We start from the raw sequence: 25416 nt of genomic DNA, 5'->3' as shown, positions 1-25416 counted from the left end.
GGAGTTCAGTATGGAAGGAAGAGGCCTCTACAATATAACTCTGGCCCTCTTGCAGAGTATACTTGTTAGTTTATTAGCTTATGTACTGATTGCAATTTCAGAAACTGACATTGTTTTAAATACAGTATTTGTTCTGTTTTTTCTTCACTTTGTTGCCTTCTACATCAGTGGATACGGTAAGGATTTTTTTAAACGTGGTCAGTATGTGGAGTTAGTAGAAACAATTAAATATATTATCTTTTATGCTCTGCTGATTAGTTTTTCAAGTTTTTTCTTGAAGGAAAAGTTTGTAATTTCAAGGCGAGGGATGGTATACTTGCTTTCCTTGTACAGTGTTTTGAATTATCTACTCAGTTTCTTTGTGAAGAGATATTGGAGAATCTTCAAACATAATTTGAAGGGAAGTCGTAATATTTTATTGATTACGGCGATGTCCCGTACCGAAAAAGTATTGGATCGATTATTAACAGCTAATGATGTTCAAGGGAAATTGGTTGCAGTAAGCGTTTTAGACATGCCAGAGTTCACTCATGAAAAGGTGATTGTGGTACCAAAGGAGCAATTACTGAGCTATGCGACACATGAAGTGGTGGATGAAGTCTTTGTCAATCTTCCAAGTGAGGACTATGATATTGGAGCTGTTATTTCTCAGTTTGAAACAATGGGAATCGATGTAACAGTTACCTTAAATGCTTTCGATAAAAATTTAGGTCGAGATAAACAAATCCATGAGATGGCGGGTTTGAACGTAGTGACATTTTCTACAAATTTTTACAAGCTAAGTCACATAATTGCCAAACGAATCCTTGATATTTGTGGAGCTATTGTTGGGTTGCTCCTTTGTGGAATTGCTAGTCTATTTTTGGTCCCCTTGATTCGTAAAGATGGTGGACCAGCTATTTTTGCTCAAACTCGTATAGGGAAAAATGGTCGACATTTTACCTTTTATAAATTTAGATCAATGTGTGTTGATGCAGAGCAGAGAAAAAAAGATTTTATGGGGCAGAACACGATGCAAGGTGGAATGTTTAAGATGGACGATGATCCTCGTGTTACAAAAATTGGTCGTTTTATTCGTAAAACCAGTTTAGATGAGTTACCCCAGTTTTGGAATGTCTTTATAGGAGATATGAGTCTGGTCGGCACACGCCCACCAACTGTAGATGAGTATGAAAAGTACACACCTGAGCAAAAACGTCGTCTTAGCTTTAAACCTGGTATTACAGGCTTGTGGCAAATTAGTGGCCGAAGTAAAATAACCGATTTTGACGATGTTGTAAAACTAGATGTGGCTTATATTGATAATTGGACAATCTGGAAAGATATTGAAATTTTGTTAAAAACTGTTAAAGTTGTATTTATGAGAGATGGAGCGAAGTGATTTCTGTACGTCCATCATATTAGGAGAGAAATGAAAAAGTCAGTTTATATCATTGGTTCGAAAGGAATTCCTGCTAGGTATGGGGGATTTGAAACCTTTGTTGAAAAATTAACAGCCTTTCAACAAGATAAGGCTATCCAATATTATGTGGCTTGTATGCGTGAGAACTCTGCAAAATCAGGGATTATTGAGGATGTTTTTGAACATAACGGTGCTATCTGTTATAACGTCGATGTTCCTAATATTGGTCCAGCGCGAGCCATAGCATATGATGTCGCGGCAATTAACAAAGCTATTGAAATTGCCAAAGAAAATAAGGATGAAGCTCCCGTTTTCTATATCTTAGCCTGCCGCATTGGACCATTTATCCGAGGTATTAAGAAAAAAATCCAGGCGCTAGGTGGGACCCTTCTGGTCAATCCGGATGGTCATGAGTGGTTGCGGGCTAAGTGGAGCGCCCCAGTTCGTCGCTACTGGAAAATTTCTGAAGGTCTAATGGTCAAACATGCTGATCTTTTAGTTTGTGATAGTAAGAATATTGAAAAGTATATCCAAGAAGATTATAAACAGTTTCAACCTAAGACAACCTATATCGCCTATGGAACGGATACAACTCGCTCTACATTAAAGAGTAGTGACGAAAAAGTACGTTCTTGGTTTAAAGATAAAAATATCTCTGAAAATGAGTATTACCTTGTTGTAGGACGATTTGTTCCAGAGAATAACTATGAATCTATGATTCGTGGCTTTTTAGCATCCAACTCTAAGAAGGACTTTGTCCTAATCACAAATGTAGAACAGAATAAATTTTATAATCAGCTATTAGCAAGTACTGGATTTGATAAAGATCCACGAGTGAAATTTGTTGGAACAGTCTACGACCAAGAACTTCTGAAGTATATTCGAGAAAACGCCTATGCTTACTTCCATGGACATGAAGTTGGAGGAACCAATCCTTCGCTACTTGAAGCTTTGGAGTCAACAAAGTTGAACCTACTACTCGATGTTGGTTTTAACCGCGAAGTTGGGGAGCAAAGTGCGATCTATTGGAAAAAAGATGAGCTTTCCCAAGTAATCGAGAAAGTTGAACAATTTGATGCAAAAATGATTGATGAGTTAGATAGACAATCAAATCAGAGAATTGCGGATTATTTCACTTGGGAAAAGATTGTTACAGACTACGAGAAATTATTTATAGGTTAGAAATGCAGAAAATTTTATATCTCCACGCTGGTGCCGAAATGTATGGTGCTGACAAGGTTTTGTTGGAGCTTATTAAAGGCTTGAATAAAGACGAATTTGAAGTACACATTATTTTGCCCAATGATGGTGTCTTAGTAGGTGCATTGAAAAAGGTTGGTGCTAAAGTTAAAATTATCGATTATCCAATCTTGCGCCGTAAATATTTTAATCCTAAGGGAATTCTTGAGTATTTTGGCTCATATAACCGTTATTCAAAGCAAATCGCTGAATATGCTAAGGAAAACGGAATTACTCTCATTCATAATAATACCACTGCGGTACTTGAAGGAATTTATCTTAAACGTAAGTTGAAACTTCCTTTGATTTGGCATGTACATGAAATTATCGTAAAACCAAAAGCAATCTCAGATTTTATCAATTTTTTGATGGGACGATATGCTGAGAAGATTGTGACGGTTTCAAATGCTGTAGCCAACCACGTCAAGCAGTCTCACTTTGTAAGAGATGACCAAGTTCAAGTCATCTATAATGGTGTTGATAATGCCGTCTATCGTGAAATGGATGCTAGTGCCGTTCGTGAGCAGTTTGGTATCGCAAAAGATGCGCTTGTCATTGGTATGGTTGGTCGAGTGAATGCCTGGAAAGGGCAAGGCGATTTTCTAGAAGCTGTGACTCCAATCTTACAGGTCAATTCCAAAGCAGTAGCCTTTTTAGCAGGTAGTGCATTTGAAGGTGAAGAGTGGCGCGTGGAAGAGTTGGAAAAAACCATTTCAGAATTACCAGTTGCTGGACAAATCAAGAGGATCGACTATTATAGCAAGACGACAGAACTTTATAATATGTTTGATATCTTTGTCTTGCCAAGTACCAATCCAGATCCACTGCCAACAGTCGTATTAGAAGCCATGGCCTGTGGCAAGCCTGTAGTTGGTTACCGTCATGGAGGTGTCTGTGAGATGGTGAAGGAAGGCGAAAACGGAATTCTTGCTACACCGAATCAGCCTGAAGAATTGTCTAAGGCTATTCACGAATTGGCTGACAATACCGAGAAAAGAGAGCAGTTTGGGAGTGCATCTATCCAACGCCAAAAAGAATTCTTTTCGTTGGGAAGTTATATTCGGCATTTTTCGGAGTTGTATGATAACTGTAACTTATAATTATAATTATAATTATAATCAAACATTATTAAGGGAGTAGTATGAAATTTTCAATAGATTTTGTTGTTACTTGGGTAGATGGGGGAGATCCTGTTTGGCAAGCTAAGAAGGCTGAATATTCCGAGACTGTAGATACATCCCAAAAAAGTATGAATTCTGTCAAGGCCTACCGTGAGTGGGGAACTTTTAAATACTGGTTTAGAGGGGTGGAAAAATTTGCACCTTGGGTAAATAAAGTTTATCTTGTAACAGACAATCAAAGACCAGATTGGTTGAATATTAGTAATGAAAAATTGGTAATAGTAGATCATAAAGATATTATTTGTCAGGATTATTTACCAGTTTTTTCTGCTAACCCAATTGAAAGTAACATTCATAGGATACCAGGTTTGTCAGAGCATTTTGTTTTTTTCAATGATGATATGTATCTAACCGCCCCCGTATCACCTGATGATTTCTTCTCAGAGGAAGGATTGCCTAGATATAATACTGCTCTATCTCCGATTATTCCTGAGAGATATGGAACAGGGAATTTTCAGATAAATGATATGGAAATTATTACTAGCCACTTTACTCGAAATGAAATTTTAAAAAATGGACATTTTTTTGATCCCAAGCAAGGATTAAAAAATATAGTTAAATCGCTACTATATAAAAATAGTAAATTTATCTGTGGCTTTTGGGAGAGCCACTTGCCATATCCTCTGTTAAAATCAACAATGCAATGGGTATGGGAAAAGGAAAAAGATATCTTAGAAAAAACTTCAGCTAGCCGTTTCCGAAATCCTTCCGACACTAATGTATGGCTCTTTAAGTATTGGCAAATTGCTAGTGGGCAATACGCAGTTGGAAATCCTAAGTTGGGAGGTCTTTTTTCTTTGGACAATGCAGGACCAGAATTTTGGAGCTTATTGAATTCTGGTAAATACCAAATTATGTGTATCAATGATGGATTTAATATTCAAGACGAAGAAAAAGTAATGGTGGACTTTGTAAAGGAGATGGATCAACTGTTTCCTGATAAAAGTTCATTTGAATTATAGATTGATAAGGAGTTAAATATGAAATCAGTTTGTGCCCTTGTAGTAACTTACAATCGCTCAAAATATCTTCAAAAGGCACTAGAAGGTATTTTAAATCAACAGCAAAATGTTTCTGGAGTATTGATTTTTAATAACAATGCTACGGACAATACGGAAGAAACACTTATTGATTTAGGCTACATTGATGCAAAAGGCAATGAAATAGTAGAAAATCATCTGTATGAAACAGAGAAGGATGGAAGACGTTTTTATTATTATCATAATCATGAAAATCTTGGGGGAGCCGGCGGATTTGCCAATGGTATTAAATTAATATCCAAACTTGATTACGATTACGTGTGGATTATGGATGATGATGTCTATCCTGAACCTGATTGTTTAGAAAAAATTATGGAACAAATGGCTTTACAAAGTGTTCAAGTAGGTATACCGAATCGTACCGATGAAAATTTTGATGATAGAGCCATTACTAACTTTGACTTTGATGATTATCATAAGTTTTGGACAGAAATGAGAAAAACAGTAACTTATGGTCCGTTTAATGATGATGCTATAAAAGTTGTTGATATGCCCTTTGAAGGCCCTGTAGTTGAAATGTCATTACTTCGTAAAGTTGGTATTCCTGATAGTGGATTTTTTATTGAATACGATGATTCAGATTTTGCACAACGCCTTCAACAGTATTCAGAAATTGTGTTTGCTACTAAAGCACAATTACATCGTCAACTTGCAGTGAAGACAGATCCAAGTGTTGTTAAACAGGAAGAACCTTATAATTGGCGAAACTATTATAAAATTCGAAATAATATTATTTTTGACAAACGTTATGGAACGAATTGGAAGGTTCGTCAATTAAGTCCGCTGATACTAATTGCTCATCATCTTGTGATTTCAATTCGCCATCGACATTTAAAACAGAACTTCCCGATTATTTGGAAAGGTTTTTGGGATGGTGTTTTTCAACGTATGGGGAAACGAGTGGATCCTAATTATTAATAAGGAGTAAAAAATGTCTGAATTACTGTTGAGCTTTATCATGCCAACTTTTAACTCTTCAGAATACTTGGCAAAAACGATGGATAGTTTAATTGCTTCAATTGGTCAACACAGTAGTTCTGTGGAAATAATCTGTGTTGATGATGGTTCAACTGATAGTACTGTTGCTATATTGGAAGAATATAAATCTGTTTTTGATAATTTGATTATTATACGAAATAACCACGGTGGTGTAAGTCAAGCTAGAAACACAGCATTGGATATGGTATCAGGGGCATTTATCAGTTTTGTTGATAGTGATGATCTTTTTGAAGAGAACTTTTTAGATATTTTTTCAAGTATAGAAAATAATTTTGATATCTTGTTCACAGATGTTAAATATTTGGATAGAAATCTATATATACCAGGAATTTCTTTTGAAAAGAAAATCAATGTTTTTAAAAATTCGTTACGAATTGGTGAATATGGCATTGAACCTGGAGTAGCAGGAAAGTTCTTTAGAACAGAGATAGTTAATAAAAATAGGATAAGATTCAATACAGAGTTATCTGTAAGTGAAGATGTGCTATTTAATTTTAACTTTATTACTTATGCAGATAATGTACTACTTAGTTCAGAAAAATTTTATACTGTAACAGGTACGCATAGTTTAATGTTCTATAACGAAAAAAATCTAGCCGGTCAAGTAGAATTTGTGAATCAGGTAAGAAAAATATTATCCATCTATCCTGATAATTCTGATAAACAATTACTAGAGGATAAGTTCATCTTAAATGCAATGACTATTTTTATTGATCGTTACTTTGGACCACTTTGGTTAAATGGAACCTACTCTTTAAATAAAGCGTCAAAATTGATGAAAACCACAATAGAAGATAATAAATTTTCAAAGGCTTTTAATAGTAGTAGACTAGATTATTCCATTGGATGTCGTTATGTTGTATTTAGAAAGTTGTTGAGATTTAAACAATACAAATTATGTTTAATTTACAATCGGATAATGGATAAAATTAAGGGGTATGAGAGGTTTAGGAAAGATTGATTCGTGTAATATTTCGAAATTTTTACAGAGTCAACATATATGACTGACCTTATTACTATTTATCTTACGTTTGAATTATTTTGGTTTTCTCTAATACAATAATCGAAAGGAATGGAAAGTACTTGTGAAAAACAATCGGTTTATTTCAGAAAAAATCTATTTATTTACCCTATTTGTGTGGGTTGTTGTCGCTTCATTAGTCACAACCACTTATTTTGTTCGATTAGACGGTTTTCTATCATTTTATCGCATACTACTTTATTGTACTATTTTATTGCTATTAATAAAGGAGTTGATAAACTTTTCGAAAACTCTACATTATTTTAGATTTCATTGGAAACAATTATTAATAGTATTAGTATTTTTTATAGTGATGTCTATAGTTTCAAAAAATCGTGATGGAATATTAAATATAAATGTGCTATTTCTTGTTTTTTCTGCTAGAGATATTGATTTTAGAAAATTATTAGGAACTTTTTCTGTGGCGACATTCCTAGTGCTTTGTTTGACAATTTATGCTAGTCAAAAAGGTATTATTACCAATATGTTTATGAGTGCGGATGGTGGTTATCGTTTTAGTTTGGGTTTTAATTATGTATCATTTGCTTCACAACGTATGTTCTTTGCACTATGTAGTTATCTTATGTTTAGAGGGAAGAAGATTTCTTACATGGAATTGCTGGCTTTATTTTTGGCTACGATTTACATGCACCAACAAACTTCGACATCCAGTCCATTTTACTTAAGTATTTTGATACTAACCTATGCTTTGTTTAGTATTAAAATCTTTAAAAAAGAGTTTATCATTGGAAATTTCTGGTCAAAGGAACTTGCGCATTACGGTTTTATTGTAGCTTTAGCAATTATCTTGTATTTTTGTTTTTATTCATCTGGGAATCTCTTCCACTTCGTAGATAAATTCACTCACAATCGACTACGGCTTAGTGTAGAAGGTTTTCAAAATTTTGGAGTTCATTTGTTTGGGCAACGAATTTCTTTTTCTATGTTAGATATATTTGGGAATTTCGCTAGTAATTATAATTATATTGATAGCTCTTTTGTTCAGTTATTAGTTATTGATGGATTGATAGTCAGTTCCTTCATGTTGTTTGCTCTTACTAAAGTTATGAGATATTTTGTATCGATTAGAAAAGATATCGTACTTGCCTGTTTAGGAATTATGATTATTCATGGAATGTTTGATCCTCAAATGTTGGTTCTTCGCTACTCTCCATTAATTTTATTCATCAGTCGATTGTTTATTATAAATCCAGATAACAAAATTGAATAAAATGAGTTAAGTCCAGTTAAAAAGAAAGATTAAGACGAGTTACATCCTTATGAAAGTGTTAAAAAATTACGCCTATAATCTCTCCTACCAGTTGCTGGTGATCATCTTGCCGATTATCACCACTCCCTATGTGACACGTGTTTTTAGTTCAGATGATCTAGGGACCTACGGCTATTTCAATTCCATTGTCACCTATTTTATCCTTTTGGCGACGCTAGGAGTGGCCAACTATGGGACTAAGGAGATTTCGGGACATTGGAAAGACATCCAAAAAAATTTCTGGGGGATTTATACCCTTCAGTTGGGGGCTACGATTTTATCCCTTATCCTCTATATTATTTTATGTGTGACCCTTCCTTCTATGCAAAACACTGTTGCTTATATCCTAGGACTTAGCTTGATTTCTAAAGGACTAGACATTTCCTGGCTCTTTCAGGGGTTAGAGGACTTCCGCAAGATTACGGTTAGGAATATCACAGTCAAACTGGTTGGAGTCATCTCCATCTTCTTGTTTGTCAAATCTGCCAATGATCTTTATCTCTATGTATTTTTACTAACTATCTTTGAGCTCTTAGGTCAGCTGAGTATGTGGCTACCTGCTCGGGAGTTCATTGGGAAAGCCCATTTTGATATGGCCTATGCACGGGTGCATTTGAAACCAGTCATTCTGCTCTTTTTACCGCAGATTGCCATTTCCCTCTATGTCACCCTTGACCGGACCATGCTGGGAGCCCTCGCCTCTACAAAGGATGTGGGGATTTATGACCAGGCCTTAAAACTCGTCAATATTTTGTTGACCTTGGTGACCTCGCTGGGCAGTGTCATGTTGCCTCGTGTATCGAGCCTCTTATCCTCAGGTGACCACAAGGCTGTTAACAAGATGCATCAAATGTCCTTCCTGATTTATAATTTGGTCATTTTCCCGATTATTGCAGGCATGCTGATTGTCAATGATGACTTTGTTCAGTTCTTTCTAGGAAAGGATTTCCAGGATGCGCGTTATGCCATTTCCATCATGATTTTTAGAATGTTCTTTATCGGATGGACCAATATCATGGGGATTCAAATTCTGATCCCTCATAATAAAAATAAAGAATTTATGATTTCGACAACTGTTCCCGCCATTGTCAGTGTCGGATTGAACCTAATCTTCCTGCCCAAATTGGGCTTTATTGGAGCTGCGATTGTGTCAGTGTTGACAGAAACTTTGGTATGGGGGATTCAACTCTACTTCACACGAACTTATCTTAAAGAAGTGCTGATTATGGGGGCAATGGCAAAGATTTTTTTGGCTTCAGCCGTTATGTATGCTTTATTGTTACTTATAAAATCGATTTTACATTTGACACCAACCCTAAATGTTTTAGTCTATGCGGTGCTTGGCGGATTGATTTATCTTATCGCAGTAATATGCCTTAGAGTAGTAAATATGGTTGAAATAAAACAAATGATAGGAAAACGATCGAAATGAAGAAAATACGGAATATAAACCTAGATTTCCTTAAAATCATGGCTTGTATAGGAGTTGTATTACTCCATACTACAATATCAGGATTTAAAGGAACTAGCTCTTGGAATTATTTGACATATTTATATTACTTAGGTACCTATTCAATTCCTCTATTTTTTATGGTAAATGGCTATTTACTATTGGGAAGGAATAAGATTAGCTATTCATACATCCTGCAGAAAGTAAAATGGATTTTTATAACCGTATCAATTTGGTCTTTAATAATTTGGATATATAAGAGAAATTTTTCCGAAAATCCTATAAGAATAATTTTGGACTCTTTGATACAAAAAGGTTATTTTTTTCAATTTTGGTTTTTTGGTGCTCTAATAATTATTTACTTGTGTTTACCTATTTTGAAAAAGTTTCTAAATTCAAAAAATAAATATTTACTTATTTTAACTCTCCTAGTAATTATTGGTTTGATGTTTGAACTGACAAATTATTTGGTTCAATTTCCGGTGCAGTTTTATATTATACAAACGTTTAGATTATGGACTTGGTTTTTCTATTATATTTTAGGTGGTTTTCTCGCTCAATTCAACTTGGATATTCTTAAAAAATGTTTTAAGAGTTGGATGAAAGTAATCACCGTAGTTTTACTATTTGCTTCACCGTTAATCTTGTTTGTGATAGCGAAGGATATTCATCATAATCTTTTTGCTGAATATTTTTACGATAGTATTCTTGTGAAAGCTGTAAGTTTAGGAACTTTTTTGACGGTACTCACGTTTGATTTAAATACAGATAAAAACAGATGGATTATCAATCTTTCTAATCAAACAATGGGAGTTTTTGTTACACATACATATATTATGAAGGTGTGGGAGAAACTAGTGGGATTCAGTTTTACAGGAGCCCATTTCCTTTTTGTCATCTTCACATTAAGCATTAGTTTCATTGTGGTTGGAATATTGTTGAAAATCCCTTATTTAAATCGAATCGTTAAATTATAATTTATTTAATAGGAGTGAACTATGTACGATTATCTTATCGTTGGTGCAGGTTTGTCAGGGGCAATCTTTGCACACGAAGCCACAAAACGTGGAAAAAAAGTAAAAGTGATTGACAAGCGTGATCACATCGGTGGAAATATCTACTGTGAAAACGTTGAAGGTATCAACGTTCACAAGTACGGTGCCCACATTTTCCATACTTCAAATAAAAAAGTTTGGGACTATGTCAACCAGTTTGCTGAGTTTAATAACTATATCAACTCACCAGTAGCCAACTACAAGGGCAGTCTTTACAATCTTCCTTTCAACATGAACACCTTCTACGCTATGTGGGGAACTAAGACACCACAAGAAGTCAAAGACAAGATTGCGGAGCAAACGGCGGATATGAAGGATGTTGAGCCCAAGAACTTGGAAGAACAAGCTATCAAGTTGATTGGTCCGGACATTTATGAAAAATTGATCAAGGGCTACACAGAAAAACAATGGGGACGTTTTGCAACAGAACTTCCACCATTTATCATCAAGCGCCTCCCAGTGCGTTTGACCTTTGATAATAACTACTTTAACGACCGTTACCAAGGGATTCCAATCGGTGGTTATAATGTCATTATCGAAAACATGCTTGGTGATGTTGAAGTGGAGCTTGGTGTAGACTTCTTTGCCAATCGGGAAGAACTCGAAGCATCAACTAAAAAAGTTGTCTTCACAGGAATGATTGACCAATACTTTGACTACAAGCATGGTGAATTGGAATATCGCAGTCTTCGATTCGAACATGAAGTTTTGGATGAGGAAAACCATCAAGGGAATGCAGTGGTTAACTATACAGAACGTGAGATTCCTTACACTCGTATCATTGAGCACAAGCACTTCGAGTATGGTACTCAACCAAAGACAGTTATAACCCGTGAATATCCTGCTGATTGGAAACGTGGAGATGAACCATACTATCCAATTAATGATGAAAAAAACAATGCCATGTTTGCTAAATACCAAGAAGAAGCGGCCAAAAATGACAAGGTTATCTTCTGTGGACGTTTGGCAGACTATAAATATTATGATATGCATGTTGTTATTGAACGTGCACTTAGTGTAGTAACAGAAGAGTTTGGTTACTGAAACTTGCATTTTTAACAATTTGATTATTGTACATCAACAAAGAAAGGTACCCAGCTATGAAAGGTATTATTCTAGCAGGTGGTTCGGGGACACGTTTATATCCTTTGACTCGAGCTGCATCAAAACAACTTATGCCGGTTTATGATAAACCGATGATTTACTACCCACTTTCAACATTGATGTTGGCTGGGATTAGAGATATTTTGATTATCTCAACTCCTCAAGATTTGCCTCGTTTTAAAGAGCTTCTTCAAGATGGATCTGAGTTTGGGATTCAATTGTCTTATGCAGAGCAACCGAGTCCAGATGGTTTGGCACAAGCCTTTATCATTGGGGAAGAGTTTATTGGCGATGACAGCGTTGCTCTAATCTTAGGCGACAATATCTATCATGGTCCTGGCCTTTCTAAGATGTTACAAAAGGCGGCTAGTAAGGAGTTGGGTGCAACTGTGTTTGGCTACCATGTGAAGGATCCAGAGCGCTTTGGTGTGGTTGAGTTTGACAAGGATATGAACGCTATTTCTATCGAAGAAAAGCCAGAGCATCCACGTTCAAATTATGCAGTTACAGGTCTCTATTTCTACGATAATGATGTAGTAGAAATTGCTAAAAGTATTAAACCAAGCCCGCGTGGTGAATTGGAAATTACAGACGTTAACAAGGCTTATCTAGATCGTGGAGATCTATCTGTTGAGGTTATGGGACGTGGTTTTGCTTGGCTAGATACTGGAACTCATGAAAGTTTACTAGAGGCTTCACAGTACATTGAAACAGTGCAACGGATGCAAAATGTTCAAGTTGCAAACTTGGAAGAAATTGCTTACCGCATGGGCTATATCAGTCGCGAAGATGTATTGGCTTTAGCCCAACCACTTAAGAAAAATGAATACGGGCAGTATTTGCTCCGTTTGATTGGAGAAGCATAGATGACAGATAATTTTTTCGGAAAGACGCTTGCAGCACGCAAGGTTGATGCAATTCCAGGTATGTTGGAGTTTGATATCCCTATTCATGGCGATAATCGTGGCTGGTTTAAAGAAAATTTCCAAAAGGAAAAAATGCTCCCATTTGGATTTCCAGAGTCTTTCTTTGCAGAAGGAAAATTGCAAAACAATGTATCCTTCTCACGTAAAAATGTTCTCCGTGGCCTCCACGCAGAACCTTGGGATAAGTACATCTCTGTAGCAGATGGTGGGAAAGTTCTGGGTTCTTGGGTTGATCTACGCGAGGGCGAAACTTTCGGAAATACCTATCAAACAGTAATTGATGCAAGTAAGGGAATCTTTGTTCCTAGAGGTGTGGCCAATGGTTTCCAAGTCCTATCAGATACAGTTTCTTATAGTTATTTGGTCAATGACTACTGGGCTCTTGAACTCAAACCTAAGTATGCCTTTGTAAACTATGCTGATCCAAGCCTTGGCATTGAATGGGAAAATCTTGCAGAAGCAGAGGTTTCAGATGCAGATAAAAATCATCCACTACTTAAGGATGTAAAACCTTTGAAAAAAGAAGATTTGTAAAAAGGAAAGAATATGACTAAATACAAAAAAATTATCGTGACAGGTGGAGCTGGTTTTATCGGTTCCAACTTTGTCCACTATGTTTACAAGAATTTTCCAGATGTTCATGTGACAGTATTAGACAAATTGACTTATGCTGGGAACCGCGCTAATATTGAGGAAATTTTAGGTGATCGTGTTGAGTTAGTTGTTGGGGACATTGCGGATGCAGAGTTGGTAGACAAGTTGGCAGCTCAAGCAGATGCTATCGTTCACTATGCTGCTGAGAGTCACAATGATAATTCGCTGAATGATCCATCGCCATTTATCCATACTAATTTTATTGGAACCTATACTCTTTTGGAAGCAGCACGTAAATACGATCTTCGTTTCCACCATGTATCTACAGACGAGGTTTATGGTGATCTCCCTCTACGTGAGGATTTGCCAGGTCATGGTGAAGGACCAGGTGAGAAATTTACTGCTGAAACAAAATACAACCCAAGCTCTCCGTACTCATCAACTAAGGCTGCTTCAGATTTGATTGTCAAAGCCTGGGTACGATCGTTTGGTGTCAAGGCAACGATTTCTAACTGTTCAAATAACTACGGTCCTTATCAACACATTGAAAAATTCATACCACGTCAGATTACTAACATCTTAAGTGGAATCAAGCCAAAACTTTACGGTGAAGGTAAGAATGTTCGTGACTGGATTCATACCAATGATCATTCTTCAGGTGTTTGGACAATCTTGACAAAAGGGCAAATTGGTGAAACCTACTTGATTGGGGCTGATGGCGAGAAAAACAACAAGGAAGTTTTAGAACTTATCCTTAAGGAAATGGGACAAGCTGAGGATGCCTATGATCATGTTACTGACCGTGCAGGACATGACCTTCGCTATGCGATTGACGCAAGCAAGCTCCGTGATGAGTTGGGCTGGAAACCTGAATTTACCAACTTTGAACAAGGTCTCAAAGAAACCATTCAATGGTACAAAGATAACCAAGATTGGTGGCAGGGAGAAAAAGAAGCTGTTGAAGCCAACTACGCTAAAACACAAGAGGTTCTTGAAAAATAAAAGGCGGTGGGACAGAAATCGATAGACAAAATCTCGATTTCCTAATCCCAGCCCCGCGAAGATGATTAGGAGTTTTGAAGTCTAAAAGTCAAACAAAAAGTCCAATCAGCTACCGCGTCAAAGTTTGATTGCTAATAAAAAATGAGGCCGGGATCTTTTGTTCCACCTCTATTGCTGTAGGGAAGAATTATGAATCAGTTGAAAGGAAGAAAAATGATTTTAATCACAGGGGCAAATGGCCAATTAGGAACTGAACTTCGTCATTTGTTGGATGAGCGTAATGAAGAATACGTTGCAGTTGATGTGGCTGAGATGGATATTACCGATGCAGAAATGGTTGAGAAAGTTTTTGAAGAGGTGAAACCGACTTTAGTCTACCATTGTGCAGCCTACACAGCTGTTGATGCAGCAGAGGACGAAGGAAAAGAACTGGATTTTGCCATTAATGTTACGGGGACAGAGAATGTCGCAAAAGCATCCGAAAAGCATTGTGCAACTCTAGTCTACATTTCTACCGATTATGTCTTTGACGGTAAGAAACCAGTTGGACAAGAGTGGGAAGTGGATGATCAACCAGACCCTCAAACTGAATATGGTCGTACTAAGCGCATGGGAGAGGAACTTGTAGAGAAACACGTTTCAAACTACTATATTATTCGTACTGCTTGGGTTTTTGGAAATTACGGCAAGAACTTCGTTTTTACCATGCAAAATCTAGCTAAAACTCATAAGACCTTGACAGTTGTAAATGATCAACATGGTCGACCAACCTGGACACGTACCTTGGCCGAGTTCATGACTTTCCTAGCTGAAAACCGCAAGGAATTTGGTTATTATCATTTGTCAAATGATGCGACAGAAGATACAACTTGGTATGACTTTGCGGTTGAAATTTTGAAGGATACAGATGTCGAAGTCAAGCCAGTAGACTCGAGCCAATTTCCTGCCAAAGCTAAACGTCCACTAAACTCAACGATGAGTTTGACCAAAGCCAAAGCAACTGGATTTGTCATTCCAACTTGGAAAGATGCCTTGAAAGAATTTTACAAACAAGACCTTAAAAAATAAATGTTGAAATATTGCTATAAAGTATATTTTGAACTAGAGATATTTTAGGATTAGTGCCTTATCACTCATGCTAAAGGATGAAATGGTTTTATTAGAGAAGTCGAACTATGTGTGATAGACACTCGCACTAGGAAATAGATTTATAGAATTTTCTTTTGGACAGTTGCGGAAAATAGGACCAATTTTCCAGTGATTTTATAAAAAGGTGGAGGAGGTAAAAACTCAATTTGAAGATAAATTGAGTAAATATTTCCGTTATAAAACGCATAGTATCAAGTTTTTTGAACATCTGATATTATGCGTTTTCTTATTTTAAGGGGGCGTTTGCCCAGCCGTTTTCTTTTTATTTACCCACCGATGAAATCGTCGGATAATTATAAAAATTCAAGAAAAAGCTTGGTTAAATGTTAGAAAATTCGAGCACGAATGTATTTTTTGTGTTATAATATTCTGTGAGTAGTTATGCCTTGGTGTAGCTATTAAAAATAGAAGTGTGAAACTGGTAAGATAGAGAGGACGCAGTGTAATGACTAGGAATGGTTTTTTTACAGGCTTAGATATTGGAACTAGCTCTATTAAAGTGTTGGTTGCAGAGCTTGTAAATGGTGAAGTGAATGTAATTGGCGTAAGCAATGCCAAAAGTAAAGGTGTCAAAGATGGGATTATCGTTGACATTGAAGCAGCAGCGACTGCTATTAAGTCTGCAATTTCTCAAGCAGAAGAAAAAGCAGGAATTTCAATCAAGTCTGTAAATGTTGGTTTGCCAGCTAATTTGCTACAAGTTGAGCCAACTCAAGGCATGATTCCGGTGACATCAGATACAAGAGAAATTACAGATCAAGATGTTGAAAATGTGGTTAAATCAGCTTTGACTAAAAGTATGACTCCTGATCGTGAAGTTATCACCTTTATTCCAGAGGAATTTGTCGTAGATGGATTCCAAGGAATTCGTGATCCTCGCGGAATGATGGGTGTGCGTTTGGAAATGCGCGGTCTCTTGTACACTGGTCCACGTACGATTCTCCATAATCTTCGTAAAACTGTAGAGCGTGTAGGCATTCAAGTCGATAACGTGATTATTTCACCTCTTGCAATGGTTCACTCTGTCTTGAATGAAGGTGAACGTGAGTTTGGTGCGACTGTTATCGACATGGGTGGTGGCCAAACGACTGTTGCCACTATTCGCAATCAAGAACTTCAATATACAAATGTCAACCAAGAGGGTGGCGATTATGTCACAAAAGACATTTCAAAAGTTCTTAAGACTTCTAAGAAAATTGCAGAAGGTCTAAAATTGAACTATGGTGAAGCTTATCCACCGCTAGCTAGCAAGGAAACTTTCCAAGTTGAAGTAATCGGTGAAGTTGAACCAGTTGAAGTAACTGAAGAATACTTGGCTGAGATTATTTCAGCTAGACTTAAGCACATTTTTGAGCAAATTAAGCAAGATTTGGAAAGACGTCACCTATTAGACTTGCCAGGAGGTATTGCCTTGATTGGTGGGAATGCCCTCCTTCCAGGTGTCGTTGAATTGGCTCAAGAAGTATTTGGAGTCCGTGTTAAGTTATTCGTACCAAATCAAGTTGGGATCCGCAATCCTGCTTTTGCCCATGTCATTAGCTTGTCAGAATTCGCTGGAAGCCTTACTGAAGTGAATGTTCTAGCTCAGCGAGCAATTCGAGGAGAACATACTTTAAGCCACCAGTCACTTGACTTTATAAATTCAGCTCAACCAGTTTCACCTGTTTCTCCACGACCAGTATTTAATACAGTGACAACTTCTGAGCCTGAAACAACTCAATCTGTTGAACCAGTAGCTCCTCTTCAATCAGAAGAAAAGAGCAAAGGTAAATTAACGGATCGTTTCCGTAGCTTGATTGGAAGCATGTTTGACGAATAAAATAGAGGAATATAAATATGACATTTTCATTTGATACAGCAGCAGCACAAGGTGCAGTAATTAAAGTAATCGGTGTCGGCGGTGGTGGTGGAAATGCCATCAACCGTATGGTTGACGAAGGCGTTTCTGGCGTTGAATTTATCGCAGCTAACACAGATGTGCAAGCTTTGAGCAGTACAAAAGCTGAGACAGTTATCCAGCTCGGTCCTAAATTGACTCGCGGACTTGGTGCAGGAGGTCAACCTGAAGTTGGTCGTAAAGCTGCGGAAGAAAGCGAAGAAGTATTGACAGAAGCAATCAGCGGTGCTGATATGGTCTTCATCACTGCTGGTATGGGTGGAGGTTCTGGTACAGGTGCTGCACCAGTTATCGCTCGTATTGCAAAAAGTCTCGGTGCTTTGACAGTTGGTGTTGTTACTCGTCCATTTGGTTTTGAAGGAAGCAAACGTGGACAATTTGCTATCGAAGGGATTAACGAACTTCGTGAGCATGTTGATACACTCTTGATTATCTCAAACAATAATTTGCTAGAAATCGTCGACAAGAAAACTCCACTTCTTGAAGCATTGAGTGAAGCAGACAACGTTCTTCGTCAAGGTGTACAAGGGATTACAGATTTGATCACAAATCCTGGTTTGATCAACTTGGACTTCGCAGACGTTAAGACTGTTATGGCTAACAAAGGCAATGCCCTTATGGGAATTGGTATTGGTAGCGGTGAAGAACGTGTTGTAGAAGCTGCTCGTAAAGCAATCTACTCTCCACTTCTCGAAACAACTATCGATGGTGCTGAGGATGTTATCGTTAACGTAACTGGTGGTTTGGACTTGACTTTGATTGAAGCTGAGGAAGCATCAGAAATTGTTAACCAAGCAGCTGGTCATGGTGTTAACATCTGGCTTGGAACATCTATTGATGAGACTATGAAAGACGAAATCCGCGTGACTGTTGTTGCGACAGGAGTACGTCAGGACAAAGTTGAGAAAGTTGTAACTGCTCAACCACGCCAAGCAGCCTACCGTGAACCTGCTAGAACTAGCCATACACATACATATGATCGCAATTTTGATATGGCTGATACAGTAGAGTTACCAACTCCAAGTCATCGTCGCCCAGAAGCACCAAAGACATCAGCCTTTGGTGACTGGGACTTGAGACGTGATGCCATTGTTCGCCAAGGAGATCCAGTTGTTTCTCCTGTAGAACGTTTTGAGGTTCCAGCCGCAACAGATGAAGATGAGTTGGAAACTCCACCATTCTTTAAAAATCGTTAATGAAGATGAATTTAAAAGAAAATACGAACCTTGTTTTTCAACAGATATCGAATGCAGTTCAGGAAGCCGATCGTCAAAACGATTCGGTTTCTGTGATTGCGGTGACCAAATATGTAGATGTTGAAACGGCCTCTGCTTTGGTTTCGCAAGGAGTGCAACACATCGGTGAGAACCGTGTTGATAAATTTCTTGACAAGTATCATGCCTTGAGTGATAAAAATCTTACTTGGCATTTGATAGGAACCTTACAGAGACGTAAAGTCAAGGAAGTGATTTCTTATGTGGATTATTTTCATGCTTTAGATTCCTTAAAGCTAGCTCAGGAAATTCAAAAACGAGCAGACCACAAGATTAAGTGCTTTTTGCAAGTAAATATTTCTAAGGAAGAGAGCAAGCACGGTTTTTCGAAAGAAGAATTGTTAGCCCTCTTACCAGAACTTTCAGAATTAGACCAGATTGAGTATGTGGGACTGATGACCATGGCTCCATTTGAAGCAACTAGTCAAGAGTTACTAGAGATATTTAAAGAAACGCAAGAACTGCAAAAAACCATTCAGGGGAAATATCTCCCAAATATGCCGATGACAGAACTCAGTATGGGAATGAGTCGTGACTTCAAAGAAGCGATTCAATGTGGTTCAACTTTCGTTCGAATCGGCACAGCATTTTTTAAGTAGGAAATAACCATGTCACTAAAAAATAAATTTGAAAAGTTTATAGATTATTTCACTGAAGATGGAGAAGAAGTGGCACCAAACGTTGCTGAATTAAAGCCTGAAAAAACGCTAACATCAGTTTCTGCCCCCATGGAAGAACTTCCACAAGCTCAACAACTTTCCCAGCCTTCACAAGTGAATTCAAAGGAAAAAAATATTACGCGCCTTCATGCTCGTCAGCAAGAATTAGCGATGAAGAGTCATCGTAGTACAGAAAAGGTAACCATTGATGTTCGTTATCCTCGTCGCTACGAAGATGCAACGGATATCGTTGATTTACTAGCAGGCAATGAAAGTATTTTAATCGATTTCCAATACATGACTGAAGTACAAGCGCGTCGTTGTCTAGACTATTTAGATGGAGCTCGTCATGTACTTGCTGGTGAATTAAGAAAGGTTGCAAATACCATGTACCTTTTGACACCAGTAGGAGTTGTGGTTAACATTGAAGATATTCGTTTACCTGAGGGAACTCATGGTGAAGAGTTTGATTTCGATATGAAGAGAAAACGAGTGAGATAATGATATTTCTAGTTCGCTTTATTCAAAACGCTACAGATATCTATTCTATGATACTTGTAGCGTTTGCTCTCTTATCCTGGTTTCCAACTGCCTATGAGACTAGAGCAGGTCGTTTGTTGACTAATTTAGTCAAACCGATTCTTCAACCCCTGAGACGTCTGCCACTAAGTATTGGTGGTTTAGATTTTTCAGTCTGGGTGGCTGTCGTTTTAGTTCATTTGCTTGGAAACTATCTGATCCGTTTTCTTTTAATACTAGCATGAGAAAAGACATCTATCAGCATTTCTCAGTCGAGGATATTTCCTTTATTGATAAAGGCTTGGAGTGGCTAAGGCAGGTAGAAGAGCATTACGCTTCCATCTTAACTCCCTTTATCAATCCCCATCAGGTCTTTATCTTAAAGACATTGGGAAATCATCAAGGGATTCAAGTTTTTTCTAGCAATGATTTTGTAGCTACTGAGTATAGTCGTGTACTACTTGCACCAGATTATTTCATACCGACTTTGACGGATTTTGAAATGGAATTGCTTGAGATTGTTTATTCTAGCAAGTTTGACCAATTGACACATTCCAAGATTTTAGGAACTGTTCTGAATCGTCTGGGAATCGATCGCAAGTTGTTTGGTGATATAGTGGTAACGGAAAATAGAGCTCAAATCATTGTAGACCAGAAATTCACTTCCCTCTTCCAAGACGGGATTCAAAAGATTGCCAATCTACCTGTCAAGCTAGAAGTCGTATCTTTTGAAAATCTGATAGAGGCCGAGAATGATTATCAGGAAAAGGAAGTTTTAGTTCCGAGTATGCGCTTGGATGCTTTCTTGTCAAATGTTCTGAAATTGTCTCGCTCGCAGACAGCTGATTTGTTAGAAAGAAAATATGTTCAGGTAAATTACCATCTGGTTGAAAAATCTGATTATCAAGTTAAGATTGGTGATTTAGTAAGTGTCAGACGTTTTGGAAGGATTAGTGTTCTGAGAGAAAATGGTCAGACAAAAAGGGATAAGAAGAAATTGACAATACAATTATTATTAAGTAAGTGAGGGGAAAATATGCCAATTACATCGTTAGAGATTAAGGATAAAAGCTTTAGTACTAAGTTTAGAGGTTTTGATCCTGAAGAAGTTGATGAATTTCTCGATATTGTAGTTCGAGACTATGAAACATTGGTTCGAAGTAACCATGATAAAGATCAACAAATTAGAAATTTAGAAGAGCGTTTGTCTTATTTTGATGAGATGAAAGATTCATTGAGTCAGTCTGTGTTAATTGCTCAAGATACTGCTGAGCGAGTTAAACAAGCAGCTACTGAACGCTCTCATAATATCATTCATCATGCTGAACAGGAATCACAACGTTTGCTTGATGAAGCTAAGTACAAGGCAAATGAAATTTTACGTCAAGCAACTGATAATGCTAAGAAGGTTGCGATTGAGACAGAAGAACTGAAGAATAAGAGTCGCGTCTTCCATCAACGCTTGAAATCCACAATTGAAAGTCAACTGGCTATCGTTGATTCATCTGATTGGGAAGAAATTTTACGTCCAACAGCAACTTATTTACAAACCAGTGATGAGGTCTTTAAAGAGGTGGTTAGAGAGGCTTTGGGGGAAAATATTTCAGCATTTCATGAGGAGGAAGCCAATGATTTGACTCGTCAGTTTTCACCTGAAGAGGTTGCTGAGCTCCAAGCACGTATAGAAGCAACTAATCGTGAATTGATGGAAGCACAGGATGAATCAACTTTATCTGACTTATCTTCGTTAGTAAATAATGAAATGAGTTCTGAGTCTAAAGAGGATTCAGAATAACAATTTCTCGACATTTATAATTGTAAAATCTGAGAACAAGATCTAATCACACATATTTTCAGCGAGTAGGCGATGGTGGAAGTCCTACAATCCCTGTTGATTAGATTATCCTCTCAAGTTATCAAGTCTGAAGTTAGTAGGATTTGACGTTCCCCACGTTACGGGAAAAGAGGGAGAAAGACTAGTTCTTTGTCCGAACAAAGGTGGTACCACGATTTTCGTCCTTTTTAGCGAGTCGTGGTTTTTATTTTGTTTATATAAAAAAGGAGATATCATGAAACTCAAAGAAACTTTAAATCTAGGGAAAACAGATTTCCCTATGCGTGCAGGCCTTCCTACAAAAGAGCCAGTCTGGCAAAAAGAGTGGGAAGAAGCAAAACTCTACCAACGCCGTCAAGAATTAAATGAAGGAAAACCTCATTTCACTCTTCATGATGGCCCTCCATATGCTAACGGAAATATCCACGTTGGTCATGCTATGAACAAGATTTCAAAAGATATCATTGTTCGTTCTAAGTCTATGTCAGGATTCTACGCACCATACATCCCAGGTTGGGATACACACGGACTACCAATCGAGCAAGTTTTGGCTAAACAAGGTGTTAAACGTAAAGAGATGGACTTGGTTGAGTACTTGAAACTTTGCCGTGAATACGCTCTTTCTCAAGTAGATAAACAGCGTGAAGACTTCAAGCGCTTGGGTGTTTCTGGTGACTGGGAAAATCCATATGTAACTTTGACCCCTGACTATGAAGCAGCGCAAATTCGTGTCTTCGGCGAGATGGCTAACAAGGGCTATATCTACCGTGGTGCCAAGCCAGTTTACTGGTCATGGTCATCTGAGTCAGCTCTTGCTGAAGCGGAGATTGAATATCATGACTTGGTTTCAACATCACTGTACTATGCCAATAAGGTTAAAGATGGCAAAGGTGTTCTAGATACAGATACTTATATCGTTGTCTGGACAACTACTCCATTTACTATCACAGCTTCTCGTGGTTTGACTGTTGGTGCGGATATTGATTACGTTTTGGTTCAACCTGCTGGTGAAGCTCGTAAGTTTGTGGTCGCTGCAGAATTGTTGAACAGCTTGTCTGAGAAATTTGGCTGGACTGATGTTCGAGTTTTGGCGACTTATAGTGGTCAAGAATTGAACCATATCGTGACAGAACACCCATGGGATACTGCAGTAGATGAACTCGTTATCCTTGGTGACCACGTTACAACTGACTCTGGTACAGGTATTGTCCATACAGCCCCAGGTTTCGGTGAAGACGACTACAATGTTGGTATTGCTAATGGTCTTGAGGTTGCTGTGACAGTTAACGAACGCGGAATCATGATGGCTAATGCTGGCGCTGAGTTCGAAGGTCAATTCTATGACAAGGTGGTTCCAACTGTTATCGAGAAACTAGGCAACCTCCTTCTTGCTCAAGAAGAAATCTCTCACTCATACCCATTTGACTGGCGTACGAAAAAACCAATCATCTGGCGTGCAGTTCCACAATGGTTTGCTTCAGTATCAAAATTCCGTCAAGATATTTTAGATGAAATCGAAAAAGTGAAATTCCATTCAGAATGGGGTAAAGTCCGTCTTTACAACATGATCCGTGACCGTGGTGACTGGGTCATCTCTCGTCAACGTGCTTGGGGAGTTCCTCTTCCAATCTTCTACGCAGAAGACGGCACACCAATCATGACAGCTGAAACGATTGAACATGTAGCTCAACTCTTTGAGGAACATGGTTCAATTATCTGGTGGGAACGTGATGCTAAAGACCTCTTGCCAGAAGGATTTACACATCCAGGTTCACCAAATGGTGAGTTCAAGAAAGAAACAGACATCATGGACGTTTGGTTCGACTCAGGTTCATCATGGAATGGTGTCGTGGTTAACCGTCCAGAACTCAAATACCCAGCCGACCTCTACCTTGAAGGTTCTGACCAATACCGTGGTTGGTTCAACTCTTCACTCATCACATCTGTGGCTAACCATGGTGTGGCACCATACAAACAAATCTTGTCACAAGGTTTTGCGTTGGATGGTAAAGGTGAGAAGATGTCTAAATCTCTTGGAAATACCATTGCTCCAAGCGATGTTGAGAAACAATTTGGTGCTGAAATCTTGCGTCTCTGGGTAACAAGTGTTGACTCAAGCAACGATGTACGTATCTCTATGGACATCTTGAGCCAAGTTTCTGAAACTTACCGCAAGATCCGTAACACTCTTCGTTTCTTAATTGCTAACACATCTGACTTTAACCCAGCTGAGGATGCAGTAGCTTACGAAGAACTTCGTTCAGTTGACAAGTACATGACCATCCGCTTTAACCAGCTTGTGAAGACCATTCGTGATGCTTATGCCAACTTTGAATTCTTGACGATTTATAAGGCTTTGGTGAACTTTATTAACGTTGATCTGTCTGCTTTCTACCTTGATTTTGCCAAAGATGTTGTCTACATCGAAGGTGCCAAATCACTCGAACGTCGTCAAATGCAAACAGTATTTTATGACATCCTTGTCAAAATTACTAAGCTCTTGACTCCAATCCTTCCTCACACAGCAGAGGAAATCTGGTCATATCTTGAGTTTGAAGCTGAAGACTTCGTTCAATTATCAGAATTGCCAGAAGCTCAAACATTTGCTAACCAAGAGGAAATCTTGGACACATGGGCAGCCTTCATGGACTTCCGTGGACAAGCTCAAAAAGCCTTGGAAGAAGCTCGTAATGCAAAAGTAATCGGTAAATCGCTTGAAGCTCACTTGACTGTTTATCCAAATGAAGTAGTGAAAACTCTTCTTGGAGCTGTTGATAGCAATGTTGCTCAACTCTTGATCGTCTCTGAATTGACTATCGCAGAGGGACCAGCTCCAGAAACTGCTGTTAGCTTCGAAGATGTAGCCTTCACAGTAGAACGCGCTGCAGGTGAAGTTTGTGATCGTTGCCGCCGTATTGATCCAAGTACAGCAGAACGTTGCTACCACGCAACCATCTGTGACCACTGTGCAAGTATCGTAGAAGAAAACTTTGCGGATGCAGTCGCAGAAGGATTTGAAGTTAAATAATGCTGTCACTGCTTACTAGATATACGAATGCAGTAACAATAACGTAATTACTGGCGAGGGTGGTCCAAAAGTTAATTTGAATAGAAACCAATAGCACTCTCCAACATTAAACGCATAATATCAAGACTTTTTAAGTCGTGGTATTATGCTTTTTTTCTTGTAATGCCCTTTTTACTAAGTATTTTTTTGTACAGTGGATTGAATCCAGAATAGTAGGCTATGGATTCTATAGTAGATTGAACTTAGAATAGTACGCTACGAATTCTAACATTTTTAAAAATTATTTTGACTTTCCTAATCGATTTGTTCATATCTTATTTCAATCCACTATATTTTCATACTCCGTTATAGTAGATTGAATATTGAATAGTACACTGTTGCTTCTAAAACATGGATAAAAATCACTCTGATTTCCCTAGTCAATTTGTTCAGATTTGATTTCATTACACTATAAAATAAAATTGCACTTTTTGTTAGCAGGCTGCTTAAGAAATATCTAAGTCCGTGTGTAAATTTGGAATTCTAGCAGCTAATCAACGTATTCTAGGAGGATAAGGAAGAGTTTCTAACAAAACATAAAATATATATGTTTGTGTAGTTAAAATTTCTGCTCTTTTTGATTTTAAAAGAACATCAAGTTTTTAAGAAAAAAACTAACAAAATAGAGAAAAACTATATTTAGATATTATAAAAACTTATATGTATATATTTGGAATGTAATAAACTGAAAGAAATTTAAAAGACTTCCTGCGAAACAAAATATGATACAATAA

22 protein-coding genes are annotated in these 25416 nt (G+C 37.7%); all 22 read left to right on the top strand.

Going from position 1 to position 25416, the window contains the following annotated elements:
* Positions 1 to 10 precede the first annotated feature (10 nt).
* Positions 11 to 1381, top strand: a complete 1371-nt coding sequence (locus tag HMPREF2837_RS02125) for a sugar transferase (RefSeq protein ID WP_049548737.1) — start codon at positions 11 to 13, stop codon at positions 1379 to 1381.
* Between the two features lie 30 nt (positions 1382 to 1411).
* Positions 1412 to 2584 carry a beta 1-4 rhamnosyltransferase Cps2T gene (gene cps2T, locus HMPREF2837_RS02120; RefSeq protein WP_049548736.1) on the top strand — a complete coding sequence of 391 codons (1173 nt, stop codon included), beginning with the start codon at positions 1412 to 1414 and terminating at the stop codon, positions 2582 to 2584.
* A 2-nt stretch (positions 2585 to 2586) separates the two neighbouring features.
* A complete protein-coding gene (locus tag HMPREF2837_RS02115) occupies positions 2587 to 3741 on the top strand; it encodes a glycosyltransferase family 4 protein (RefSeq protein ID WP_049548735.1) in 1155 nt (384 codons plus the stop codon).
* Between the two features lie 41 nt (positions 3742 to 3782).
* A complete protein-coding gene (locus tag HMPREF2837_RS02110; protein ID WP_049548734.1) occupies positions 3783 to 4784 on the top strand; it encodes a Stealth CR1 domain-containing protein in 1002 nt (333 codons plus the stop codon).
* 18 nt (positions 4785 to 4802) lie between these two features.
* Positions 4803 to 5780: a glycosyltransferase family 2 protein gene (locus tag HMPREF2837_RS02105; RefSeq protein WP_049548733.1), complete on the top strand. Its 978-nt coding sequence runs from the start codon at positions 4803 to 4805 to the stop codon at positions 5778 to 5780.
* A 13-nt stretch (positions 5781 to 5793) separates the two neighbouring features.
* Positions 5794 to 6822 carry a glycosyltransferase family 2 protein gene (locus tag HMPREF2837_RS02100; protein WP_049548732.1) on the top strand — a complete coding sequence of 343 codons (1029 nt, stop codon included), beginning with the start codon at positions 5794 to 5796 and terminating at the stop codon, positions 6820 to 6822.
* A gap of 124 nt (positions 6823 to 6946) precedes the next feature.
* Positions 6947 to 8113, top strand: coding sequence for a hypothetical protein (locus tag HMPREF2837_RS02095; protein ID WP_049548731.1), 1167 nt, complete (start codon positions 6947 to 6949; stop codon positions 8111 to 8113).
* A gap of 49 nt (positions 8114 to 8162) precedes the next feature.
* Positions 8163 to 9584 (top strand): flippase, encoded by a 1422-nt coding sequence (locus HMPREF2837_RS02090; protein WP_049548730.1) that lies wholly within the window; start codon positions 8163 to 8165, stop codon positions 9582 to 9584.
* Positions 9581 to 10579 (top strand): acyltransferase, encoded by a 999-nt coding sequence (locus tag HMPREF2837_RS02085; RefSeq protein ID WP_049548729.1) that lies wholly within the window; start codon positions 9581 to 9583, stop codon positions 10577 to 10579. Before HMPREF2837_RS02090 ends, HMPREF2837_RS02085 begins: the two co-directional genes overlap by 4 nt.
* Positions 10580 to 10600: 21 nt before the next feature.
* A complete protein-coding gene (gene glf / locus HMPREF2837_RS02080) occupies positions 10601 to 11701 on the top strand; it encodes a UDP-galactopyranose mutase (protein WP_049548728.1) in 1101 nt (366 codons plus the stop codon).
* Between the two features lie 56 nt (positions 11702 to 11757).
* Positions 11758 to 12627 carry a glucose-1-phosphate thymidylyltransferase RfbA gene (gene rfbA / locus HMPREF2837_RS02075; protein WP_049548727.1) on the top strand — a complete coding sequence of 290 codons (870 nt, stop codon included), beginning with the start codon at positions 11758 to 11760 and terminating at the stop codon, positions 12625 to 12627.
* Positions 12628 to 13221 carry a dTDP-4-dehydrorhamnose 3,5-epimerase family protein gene (locus HMPREF2837_RS02070; RefSeq protein WP_049548726.1) on the top strand — a complete coding sequence of 198 codons (594 nt, stop codon included), beginning with the start codon at positions 12628 to 12630 and terminating at the stop codon, positions 13219 to 13221.
* Positions 13222 to 13233: 12 nt separating this feature from the next.
* The gene (rfbB, locus tag HMPREF2837_RS02065) at positions 13234 to 14283 is read left to right on the top strand and encodes a dTDP-glucose 4,6-dehydratase (RefSeq protein WP_049548725.1); all 1050 of its coding nucleotides are present in this window, start codon (positions 13234 to 13236) and stop codon (positions 14281 to 14283) included.
* A 213-nt stretch (positions 14284 to 14496) separates the two neighbouring features.
* Positions 14497 to 15351 (top strand): dTDP-4-dehydrorhamnose reductase, encoded by an 855-nt coding sequence (rfbD, locus tag HMPREF2837_RS02060; RefSeq protein ID WP_049548724.1) that lies wholly within the window; start codon positions 14497 to 14499, stop codon positions 15349 to 15351.
* A 526-nt stretch (positions 15352 to 15877) separates the two neighbouring features.
* Positions 15878 to 17251 carry a cell division protein FtsA gene (gene ftsA, locus HMPREF2837_RS02055; RefSeq protein ID WP_049548723.1) on the top strand — a complete coding sequence of 458 codons (1374 nt, stop codon included), beginning with the start codon at positions 15878 to 15880 and terminating at the stop codon, positions 17249 to 17251.
* Between the two features lie 17 nt (positions 17252 to 17268).
* A complete protein-coding gene (gene ftsZ, locus HMPREF2837_RS02050) occupies positions 17269 to 18525 on the top strand; it encodes a cell division protein FtsZ (RefSeq protein ID WP_049548722.1) in 1257 nt (418 codons plus the stop codon).
* Positions 18526 to 18530: 5 nt separating this feature from the next.
* Positions 18531 to 19202 (top strand): YggS family pyridoxal phosphate-dependent enzyme, encoded by a 672-nt coding sequence (locus tag HMPREF2837_RS02045; protein ID WP_049548743.1) that lies wholly within the window; start codon positions 18531 to 18533, stop codon positions 19200 to 19202.
* Positions 19203 to 19211: 9 nt separating this feature from the next.
* Positions 19212 to 19763 carry a cell division protein SepF gene (locus HMPREF2837_RS02040; RefSeq protein ID WP_049548721.1) on the top strand — a complete coding sequence of 184 codons (552 nt, stop codon included), beginning with the start codon at positions 19212 to 19214 and terminating at the stop codon, positions 19761 to 19763.
* The gene (locus HMPREF2837_RS02035) at positions 19763 to 20026 is read left to right on the top strand and encodes a YggT family protein (protein WP_049548720.1); all 264 of its coding nucleotides are present in this window, start codon (positions 19763 to 19765) and stop codon (positions 20024 to 20026) included. The genes HMPREF2837_RS02040 and HMPREF2837_RS02035 overlap by 1 nt, the downstream gene beginning before the upstream one ends.
* Positions 20023 to 20808, top strand: coding sequence for a YlmH family RNA-binding protein (locus HMPREF2837_RS02030; RefSeq protein WP_049548719.1), 786 nt, complete (start codon positions 20023 to 20025; stop codon positions 20806 to 20808). Before HMPREF2837_RS02035 ends, HMPREF2837_RS02030 begins: the two co-directional genes overlap by 4 nt.
* Positions 20809 to 20817: 9 nt before the next feature.
* Positions 20818 to 21576, top strand: a complete 759-nt coding sequence (locus HMPREF2837_RS02025) for a DivIVA domain-containing protein (protein ID WP_049548718.1) — start codon at positions 20818 to 20820, stop codon at positions 21574 to 21576.
* Between the two features lie 274 nt (positions 21577 to 21850).
* Positions 21851 to 24643 carry an isoleucine--tRNA ligase gene (gene ileS, locus HMPREF2837_RS02020; RefSeq protein ID WP_075230576.1) on the top strand — a complete coding sequence of 931 codons (2793 nt, stop codon included), beginning with the start codon at positions 21851 to 21853 and terminating at the stop codon, positions 24641 to 24643.
* Positions 24644 to 25416: the final 773 nt, after the last annotated feature.

This window comes from Streptococcus sp. HMSC071D03, from assembly GCF_001812125.1.
Classification (GTDB): domain Bacteria; phylum Bacillota; class Bacilli; order Lactobacillales; family Streptococcaceae; genus Streptococcus; species Streptococcus pseudopneumoniae_N.
The sequence above is the reverse complement of the archived record's forward strand: the minus strand, read 5'-3'. Positions and strand labels throughout refer to the sequence as shown.